Raw genomic sequence first — 1,409 nt, 5'->3', positions numbered from 1 at the left:
CTAGTACTCCAGCAGGAGATCTTTAGGGCTCGGTGAGGGCTTGTCGGGCGTAGTGGCTGGCTTTGGCCTGGTCTTGGTGTCGTCGCCGGTAGATGGACCAGGCGATGACGTCGGCGACGCGTCGGACCGGGTCGATGACCAGGGCGTGGAACAGTCGGCGTAGTTCGTTGACGGTGATCGCGATCAGTCCGTCTGGGGTTTCGGTGTTGACCGTGGTGGCAGCGGCGAGGAACGCGTGCGCGGCGATGACCAGGGTGGTCCAGCGGTGCCAGGCCCGCCACCGGCGGTGTTGATGCTGGTCCAATCCGAGGCCGGTCTTGGTGGCCTGGAACGATTCTTCGATGCTCCAGCGGCGGCCGGCGACGGCAACCAGGTGTTGCAGCGCAACAGGTTCGGGGCTCCAGCAGCGGTAGAACGCGAGCTCACCGGTGGTGCGGTTGCGGCGGATCAGCACCGAGTGATGGCCGCGGTGCGCGTCTGCGGCCAGGGGCAGGGCGATGAATGCCCAGTCGTAGTAACGGAAGCCTTTCGCGCCGGTGCCGGCGGAAAGTCGTTGCCACGCCTGTTTCGGCAGCCCGGCGGCGATCTGATCGGCCCGCTGGACGCCGAGGCCGGTCGGTGCCCGGTGCGAGCAGGCCACCGCGAGGACATAGCCGAGCCGGTGACTGCGTAATGCGGCCGCCAGCTGCGGGTCGCCGCCGTAGGCCTCGTCGCCGGCGACCCACCGGCACGGCAGCCCACCGGCCACCGCAGTTTCGATCAGTCGACGTGCCAGCTGCGGCTTCGTGGCAAATGCGACGGCGTCGGGCACGCCCGCTTCAGCGCGTCGTGCCGGGTCTTCGGACCAGGATTTCGGCAGGTAGAGCGCAACGTCCAGCAGCGTGTGCCCGAGTGGTGAGGCATATGAGAGATGGACGGCGAGCTGGCAGTTCTCGATCTTCCCGGCGGTGCCGGAGTACTGCCGCTGCACTCCGACGGTGTGGACGCCCTTCTTCAGGTCTCCGGTCTCATCGACCACGAGGATCCCGTCCGGGTGTCCGAGCCGGGCCGTGACGAACTCCCGCACGTCAGCACGCACCGCGGCGTCGTCCCAGCCAGCCCGGCCGATCAGGTCCTGCATGCCGCCCGGGCCGCCGTCGCCGGCGTGCTCTGCGATGGTCCAGCAGTTCTTGACCGGCAGCGGGGCGAGCAACCCGGCCACGAAGTCACGGACCCGGCGCCGGCTCTCCGGGCGGGCGAAGCGTGCCTCGATCGTGTCCATCAACGTCTCGAACAGCTCAGACCATCGCTGAGCATCTACTCTGTAGGCGGCAGCCACCGCCGTATCTTCTGAGGTCCACACAACCGCTGAGACTCGACGGTGGCTGCTTGCTGTCCACGGACAAAACCACACCGTCACCGCAGCTCAG

The 1,409-nt window shown here is 67.8% G+C and carries 1 protein-coding gene; it reads right to left on the bottom strand.

The genetic code is table 11. The features are described from left to right. Positions 1-22 precede the first annotated feature (22 nt). A complete protein-coding gene (locus Aau02nite_RS46010) occupies positions 23-1,261 on the bottom strand; it encodes an IS701 family transposase (RefSeq protein ID WP_212995027.1) in 1,239 nt (412 codons plus the stop codon). Positions 1,262-1,409 lie beyond the last annotated feature (148 nt).

Source organism: Actinoplanes auranticolor, assembly GCF_018332655.1.
Taxonomy (GTDB): Bacteria; Actinomycetota; Actinomycetes; order Mycobacteriales; family Micromonosporaceae; genus Actinoplanes; species Actinoplanes auranticolor.
The sequence above is the reverse complement of the archived record's forward strand: the minus strand, read 5'-3'. Positions and strand labels throughout refer to the sequence as shown.